The sequence below is a fragment of the Marinitoga sp. 1154 genome, assembly GCF_013363285.1.
GTDB lineage: Bacteria > Thermotogota > Thermotogae > Petrotogales > Petrotogaceae > Marinitoga.
On sequence record NZ_LBFB01000039.1, the window covers coordinates 1 to 7,318 of the forward strand.

9 protein-coding genes and 1 pseudogene are annotated in these 7,318 nt (G+C 25.5%); 7 read left to right on the plus strand and 3 right to left on the minus strand.

The genetic code is table 11. From position 1 onward, the window contains the following. Window positions 1-982 precede the first annotated feature (982 nt). Window positions 983-1,369 (plus strand): hypothetical protein, encoded by a 387-nt coding sequence (locus XO12_RS10715; RefSeq protein WP_047265457.1) that lies wholly within the window; start codon window positions 983-985, stop codon window positions 1,367-1,369. 196 nt (window positions 1,370-1,565) lie between these two features. Here XO12_RS10715 and XO12_RS10720 read toward each other — a convergent pair whose 3' ends face one another. Genes XO12_RS10720 through XO12_RS10730 form a run of 3 tightly spaced genes read right to left on the minus strand, consistent with a single transcriptional unit; the run spans window position 1,566 to window position 2,495 of the window. Next, complete coding sequence (locus tag XO12_RS10720; protein ID WP_047265456.1) at window positions 1,566-1,892, minus strand: hypothetical protein; 327 nt, start codon at window positions 1,890-1,892, stop codon at window positions 1,566-1,568. A 2-nt stretch (window positions 1,893-1,894) separates the two neighbouring features. Beyond that, complete coding sequence (locus tag XO12_RS10725) at window positions 1,895-2,224, minus strand: hypothetical protein (protein WP_047265455.1); 330 nt, start codon at window positions 2,222-2,224, stop codon at window positions 1,895-1,897. Window positions 2,225-2,246: 22 nt separating this feature from the next. Then, window positions 2,247-2,495 (minus strand): hypothetical protein, encoded by a 249-nt coding sequence (locus XO12_RS10730; protein ID WP_047265454.1) that lies wholly within the window; start codon window positions 2,493-2,495, stop codon window positions 2,247-2,249. A gap of 330 nt (window positions 2,496-2,825) precedes the next feature. Here XO12_RS10730 and XO12_RS10735 point away from each other — a divergent pair, with 330 nt between their 5' ends. From XO12_RS10735 to XO12_RS10760, 6 genes and pseudogenes are all read left to right on the plus strand, one after another. Then, window positions 2,826-3,083, plus strand: a complete 258-nt coding sequence (locus XO12_RS10735; protein ID WP_254867734.1) for an ATP-binding cassette domain-containing protein — start codon at window positions 2,826-2,828, stop codon at window positions 3,081-3,083. A 738-nt stretch (window positions 3,084-3,821) separates the two neighbouring features. Then, window positions 3,822-3,965: a hypothetical protein gene (locus XO12_RS10740; protein ID WP_175420304.1), complete on the plus strand. Its 144-nt coding sequence runs from the start codon at window positions 3,822-3,824 to the stop codon at window positions 3,963-3,965. Window positions 3,966-4,003: 38 nt separating this feature from the next. After that, window positions 4,004-5,329 (plus strand): radical SAM protein, encoded by a 1,326-nt coding sequence (locus XO12_RS10745; protein WP_175420305.1) that lies wholly within the window; start codon window positions 4,004-4,006, stop codon window positions 5,327-5,329. 160 nt (window positions 5,330-5,489) lie between these two features. Further along, window positions 5,490-6,119 carry an ATP-binding cassette domain-containing protein gene (locus XO12_RS10750; protein ID WP_047266754.1) on the plus strand — a complete coding sequence of 210 codons (630 nt, stop codon included), beginning with the start codon at window positions 5,490-5,492 and terminating at the stop codon, window positions 6,117-6,119. Further along, a complete protein-coding gene (locus tag XO12_RS11250) occupies window positions 6,116-6,856 on the plus strand; it encodes a hypothetical protein (RefSeq protein ID WP_217683691.1) in 741 nt (246 codons plus the stop codon). The genes XO12_RS10750 and XO12_RS11250 overlap by 4 nt, the downstream gene beginning before the upstream one ends. Before the next feature lie 44 nt (window positions 6,857-6,900). Then, window positions 6,901-7,318 (plus strand): annotated as a pseudogene (locus XO12_RS10760) (ABC transporter permease); the annotation flags it as partial.

Here is a 7,318-nt window from a genome sequence, read left to right on the forward strand (position 1 = left end):
TCTTTTCACCTTTAGTATTCAAAGAATAACCTTTAAAACATTTATTTTTCCTACTATAACGATTAACAGTAAAAAACAATCTTGATTTAAAATAGAAAGTGCTACGTTTAATCTTATAATGATTAAGCATATAATTTAAAGAAACACCATAAGTTTTTTAGTTTGTTTTCAAACTAAAAAATCATAAAGATATATTTAAAAGATATATATATTAAAACAAATAAAAAAAGCAAAATATCATGATGCAAAGCATCATGTAATAATCAACAAATCACCAATAAAAGTTACTTTCTTTTCTGTTGTTGTTGTTTTTTCAAAAAATTAATTTCATCCTCTTGCATTTTAATAAGAAGTTCTTTTTCAAGAAGAAGACAATCATAACGATTGTTCATAATATTTAAGTTTTTTCTCTAAAGCAACAGAATCATTAGTATTATTTGAATTAGACTTAATAATACCAAAGCATTTTGCTTCGCAAAACCAAATAAGAAAAATAAACATAAAAATATATATATAAATTTATAAAATAAAAAATCATACAGCTTGCGCAGCATGATTTAGAAATATCGGAAATCATAGAATTAGGACGGCCTTTTTTTGAATGAAACACATTATCATCATAATTAGAATCTTTATATTTTTTACCCTATTTTTATCGAAGATAAAAAATATTTTGTATAATTAAAATTTTTACATATTTCTATTTTGCAAAGCAAAATATGTTGGAGTTAATGAATCATCAGAAAGATATTCTTTAACTGCTTACAGCAGTTAATAGGATTAAATGATTTTATAATAAAGAAAAATAAATCTTTTCAGCTTTGCTGAAAAAGCCAAACTTAAATTCAGGTTCATAATTAGTTCGTTTTCTCATTAAAAAACACCCCTTTCTTTTTTTCAATTTTATGATATCACTTTCTTATTTTTTATCCAAATCTTGGAAGGGGTGAATACGCAATGCCAAGGAAAAGGAAAGAAGAAAATGAAAAAATTATATTTTTATAATGATATGGGATATGCTGTTTATGATGAATTAATAGATGCATTAATGATTAAAATTGAATTCATTGAAAAAATATCTTTAGAAGAATTGGATATATTAAAAGCAAATATTGATAAATACAAAATATGGATAGATTTTAAAGGTATATTTAACCATTATGAAGTAAAAAAAATACTTGATGTATTTAAAGATCTTAACGTAGTAGCAATAGAACAACCATTACCTGTTGGAAGTGAATCCGCAGTAAAAGACCTTTTAACGAAATATACTGTTTTGTTGGATGAATCCTTTAAAACGCTTCAGGATATAATAAGATTAAAAGATATTTCTACAGGATTGGTATTTGAAATCACAAAATTTGGGTGATTATTAAAAACTTCTGAGTATTTAAAAGTTGCTGAAAGTTTTGGTTTGGAAACAATGATTTCATCAAGAATAGACATCCAACAAAGGTGAAATAATAAAAATGCCGGAAATTCCGGCATTTTTATTAATATTGATGCATGTTAATAAATTCAACGAGTATTTCTTTCTCCTGAAATATTTCTTGGAGATATTTTTATTAATCTTTTTTCATGCCGGGTAATTTTTCAAAATATATAAAAATAGAAACTATATTCATAGCCATAACCACGGGCAGAGCCCCCCATAAAAAGAAGAAATTATTTATAACAAATAAAATAATAAGTTGTTTAGTTATTATTTTATTATTAATGTTATAGTTTTCCTGTAAATTAAACATCACAAATAAAATGGAACTAAAAATTAAAATATATCCTATAAGATCTTTTGTTGAAACTGGATAATCACTAAATTTTTTAATTATTACGGTTAATAATATTAAAGGGCTTATACTTTTAATAACTTTAAATAATATTTTTTTATTCATTATCATTTACCCCACGAAGCTATATCAGAAGTTATTGTTCCTTCGATTGCTCCAAGAACTATTCCTCCAGCCAACCCTGATAACGTAATTGGATTAGAACTAACGGCTGCCAATCCAAGATATCCTATTGCCCCGCCAATTCCTCCCCACTTTGCTGCTTCTTTAGTTTCTTTCCATCCTTCAATGCCTTTTTGGTTAAATTCTTCAATTTTTTGAGCTTTCCTTTGTTGAAATTTTTCCCATGCTTCTGAACCTGTAACGTATCTTCCTTGATTAACATGTCCATACCCACTAACATTCCCTTCATAAATAGCATCCATTCTAATGCCCATAAAGCCACCTCCTGTGAAAAGTTTACTTTAGTGGAATTTGTTTCATTAATTCATTTGCACATATTAATTTATTTTTTATTTTGATAATTTTATTGTTTAATATTGGTAATGGTACTTCTACATTATTATTAGTTTTTACTTTATAGAAACTAATATCTTTTATAAGTTTATTTGATAAAGTTGAAATCGGAATCTTTTTCAATGTATTAAATTTATTATCTTTTTGTATAAGAATGAAATTAGAAATATATGTAGCATCAATCAAATACATACAAAAACCCCTTTTTAAATTAAAATTATACTAAATCTTCATTTTAAAATTTTATTCACAAGTATTATATAAAAAAAAAAAAAGAAAAGTCAATACAAATAAAAAAATTTACAGTATATTTTCAATAATTAAGTTGATAATTAATATATCAGGTGATCAAATAATTTTGAAGTAAAAAACCTTTTTTTAAATAATGAAGAGGATGTAGAAAGTGGAAAAACAACATTTTTAAGAGATATAGTTGAAAAAATAAAAGATAAATATTTACCTATTTTTATTTCTTTTGAAGATTATGATGGCTTAGAAGATGCGATTTGCTCCCCCGAAAATTTGACAAAAATATATAAAAACAAAATAAAAGCACTGGAAAATATAAATCTTACAATAAACAAAGGAGAAAAAGTAACGATATTTGGACCAAATGGAGCAAGAAAAACGACGTTAATAAAAACAATAGGAATGTTTATAATACCAAATAGAGGAAAAATAAAAATAAAAGGATATGACATACAAAAAGATGATTATGTTATTGAAATTAAACAAAAAAATAAAAATAAAAATATATCAGTTGATATAATAATTATGTGAAAATTTTTAATTTTAGAAAATAAAAAACAATTATAATTTTACTTAAATTTTACATGGTATAGTTGACTTCTTTTTTTTTTTTGCTAAAATTATTGTAAATTGAATAAGTGAAAATAATATCTTTTAATTGTACAGTAACATAAAATAAAAACTATACATATATTGAGTTTTATCTTGAATTATTGAGTTATAAAATTCACAATTATACTTTTAATGTAAACGTAAAGAAGATGTCTGTTTCATACAAATGTCATATATAAATCAAGATAAATTTGTTTGATTTTATTCTTCATCAACAAACTCAATTAATCCTCAATTTCGACAAGAAATTTAGAAATAAAATTTCTGATTAACAACAAGTTTGTCGTAATTATTATATCAAAAATTATTAAAATTTTTGATTTTTCAGCCGGCTGTTAGCAGTCTTCTTTATTCTGGTGCCAGAGAAAAATCATTGGTATATATTTATTTCCTATAAAACTATATCATAAAGGTATTTTTTATGTTTAAAACAGCATTAACCTTAGTGGGGGTGTAATAATGGAATGGATAATGAAACCCATAGATGAAGGTGATGAATTAGATTGCTTTTGTTTATTAGTTATTTGTTATACAAATTGTCCATGCAATAATCCTTCACATAGTTGTAGCTGGATTTATTCATGCCGCTTTTCACCGCCTATTTGCGACTCTAATCTTTGTAGAGCAGTAGATCAGGGAATTTAGGAGGTGTTAATTATGTTGTGGATTATAAAACCTATTAATGATGATGAAAATACGATTGAAGGATGCGGAATTGATTGGTATGGAAATTGGTGTTTTATTCAAAATTGCACAACACAAGATTGTTCAAGTCATATATGCATAATATATTTACATTAAATAATTTTTGTATATCTTAAAGGGTGAGATATATGGGTATGAGATTTGGAAAATATTTAACTTTTTTTGTTATAGAAAATAAAATATATGCATATAATGCATTAAATAATGGATTATGTGAATTAAAAAACGAATCATATGAAATGTTAATAAAAAAAGATTTTAAGAGTTTGGAGAAATTATATCCTGATGTTTTTTATGAATTAAAAAAGGCTTTATACATAGTTCCTGAAGATTTCGATGAAAATAGTTATGTTAAACTAAAAAATTGGGAGGCAAAATTTTTACAAAATACCTTATCGTTAACAATTGCTCCTACATTAGATTGTAATTTTAAATGTTTTTATTGTTATCAGCAAGAATATAAGCAAGAATCATACATGAATAAGTCAACGGCTGATAAAGTTTTTGATTTTATTGACAAAAGAATTACACCTAATATTCAATTTTTGTATATTAATTGGTATGGAGGAGAGCCACTTCTTAGTATTGAAATAATAGAATATTTATCAAAAAAAATAAAAAAACTATTAGATAATAAAAAAATAAAATTTAAATCTTCAATAATAACGAATGGCTATCTTTGGGATGAAAAATATGCAAAAATATTATCCGAAAACTGCAATGTAGAAACGGTTCAGATTACTTTAGATGGGCCTAAAGAGATTCATGATATAAGACGACCTCATAAAAATGGAAAATCTTATGATATTATTATAAGTAATTTAAAAAACATTTCTCAATACTTTGAAAGAATATTAATTAGAATTAATATGGATAAAACTAATGAAGAGAAAATTCCAGCTTTATTAGAAGAATTAAAAAAATTAAAGTTAAATATTTTTCCTTACATAGCACCAGTTTCATTGGACAACATTCATCACAATAACTTTGCTAAAACGTGTTTTCATATAGAAGAATTTGCTTTAAAATATTTAAAGATAAAAGAAAAAGATGCATATTCTTATTTAACTAATTATCCAGTTTTAACTTTTGGAAGTTGTGGCGCTGTAAGGAAAAATTCATTTGTTATAGATCCAAATGGAACTATATATAAATGCTGGAATGAAGTTGGACAAAAAGAAAAAAGTATTGGAACAGTAAGTGAAGGTATAACAAATTATTCGCGCTATATTAAATGGATGGCTTTTGATCCGTTGGATATAAAAGAATGTAGCGAATGTAGTATTTTGCCGTTATGTAATGGCGGATGTCCATATAGAATACTATTTCCAGAAGATGTGGATATTTTCGAAAAAAGATGTAGTGAGTATAAATGGACATTAAAAAACGAGCTTTCATTATGGATTAAAAATAATGTTTTAAATAATAGAAAGTTTGAAGTTAAAGTAAATTCAAAATAACAAATGAAAGAAAGATTCAAATTCACCTTTATCTACTTTATATGATTAGTAGATAAAGGTGTTTTTAAAAATCTAATTTTTGATAACTAATTTATTTTGAAAATATAAAAAAATATAATGAGGAGGCTAATTGAAAATATTTCTTTGAAGAGGTGAAAATATGGATGTAGTTGTTATGGAGGATATTCTATTTTATTTTAATAATGGACCAAAAATTGTTGAAAATTTTTCTATGAGAATAAGCAAAGGAGAATTTGTTTATATAAAAGGTTCAAATGGTTCCGGGAAAAGTACAATTTTGAAATTGCTTGGAGGAATAATAAAACCCAAAAATGGAAAAATAAAAGTTTTAGGAAAAGAACCATATAAGGAGTCCGAAGTTTTGAAAAGTGTAGGGATGGTAGTTGATGGTATGGGGCTATATAAAGAATTGAGTTTGAAAGAAAACATAATGTATTTTGCAAAAGAAAAAGGTCTTACATATGAACATGCAAAAAAAGAAATAGAAAAATACGAAAAATTCTGGGATATAGATTTTGATAGAAAATACAAAAAATCCTCTCATGGAATGAGAAAAATAGCAAAACTGACATTTTCATTGATAAATGAGCCAGAACTTCTGATATGGGATGAGCCAGAGCTTGCCCTTGACCAGAAAAGAATCGATACATTGTTAGAAATCCTTAAAAGTTATAAAGAAAAAGGAAAGACATGTATAATTGCCGGAACAAATCCTGAAATTTATAAAAACCTCGTGGATTTAATAATAGAAAAAGAGGTGATTTTATGAAAATTTTATTCAAATATAAACACTGGATAATTATTCAATCAATATATGTTATTGTAGGTGTATTAACTGTCTTTATTTTAAAAGCAAGCGGAAAAATAGTTGAAGGCCAGATAGCCAGTGGGTTAGCAATAAGTATGCATTTTATATCTAATACTCAGGAATTATTGATTCCAATATTAATGTTGATGTTAGCAGATTTAGCTTTTAATATAGAATATGTAGAAGGAACATTTTTAACACATTTGTTGTGTGGTAAAAGCAGAATAAGATGGATGTTAAATAGATTATGCAATTTTTATCTTTTTATAACTTTACAATTTTTTATAGCGTTTGTTTTAATAATAGTTGGTGCAGGAATAATAATGGGTTCATTCACATTGGGAGCAATGGAAGTTAATGCAAACATTGGAATAATAGAAATAATCTCCCCAATAATTATAAATATTCTAAAAACATTGGTATTCACATCCTTTGCAATATTGGTGACCACATTTTTACCTGGAAAGCTAATGATAGGAAGCATTATATCAGTTGGGATAATATTTGTTACAATAAAAATAACAAATATTTTAATGATATTATTTCAGGAAAATAAAATATTAAAAATCATCGTAGATATGATCTGGCTAACAGAATCGAAAGAAGCGTTTATTTATGGGATAATATGGATTGTATTGTTTACATATTTATCAATAAGACGTGTGGATAAGATTGTTATAACCAATCAAGGAAGTTAGTTAAAAGCAATACTTTGGAAAAATTTAAAATAATAGGTTAAATCATGAAAAGAATAAAAAAATTCATATATTTTCTGTTAAGAGATATATTAATATGGAAAAGCTATAAAACCCAGGCAGTGCTGGGGATACTCAGTGGATTCTTAGGATTATTACAATTTGGATTCATGGGAAGGTTTATAGCTCAGGGGAACTACTTTCCAATGATAGAGCAATACGGAGGAAATATCTTAGCATATTTTATATCAGGAAGTGTATTCATGAGTTATACAACACTGTCCCTAACAACATTTAAAAGTGTAATAAGGCAGGAGCAGATAATGGGAACAATAGAGTACCTGCTTCTGTCAGAAACGCCATTATGGGAAGTATTTATATACACAATATTTTCAAGATTAATATTTACAATAATAAACACAGGAATAGTGTTTATATTTTTAATATATACATTTGATGTAGAAA

Bases quoted from the DNA above. Each gene is read 5' to 3' on its own strand.
- XO12_RS10725 (WP_047265455.1), bottom strand. From the start codon at position 2,224: ATGGGCATTAGAATGGATGCTATTTATGAAGGGAATGTTAGTGGGTAT.
- XO12_RS10730 (WP_047265454.1), bottom strand. From the start codon at position 2,495: ATGTATTTGATTGATGCTACATATATTTCTAATTTCATTCTTATACAA.
- XO12_RS11250 (WP_217683691.1), top strand. From the start codon at position 6,116: ATGAAAATTTTATTCAAATATAAACACTGGATAATTATTCAATCAATA.
- XO12_RS10740 (WP_175420304.1), top strand. From the start codon at position 3,822: ATGTTGTGGATTATAAAACCTATTAATGATGATGAAAATACGATTGAA.
- XO12_RS10720 (WP_047265456.1), bottom strand. From the start codon at position 1,892: ATGAATAAAAAAATATTATTTAAAGTTATTAAAAGTATAAGCCCTTTA.
- XO12_RS10750 (WP_047266754.1), top strand. From the start codon at position 5,490: ATGGATGTAGTTGTTATGGAGGATATTCTATTTTATTTTAATAATGGA.
- XO12_RS10715 (WP_047265457.1), top strand. From the start codon at position 983: ATGAAAAAATTATATTTTTATAATGATATGGGATATGCTGTTTATGAT.
- XO12_RS10745 (WP_175420305.1), top strand. From the start codon at position 4,004: ATGAGATTTGGAAAATATTTAACTTTTTTTGTTATAGAAAATAAAATA.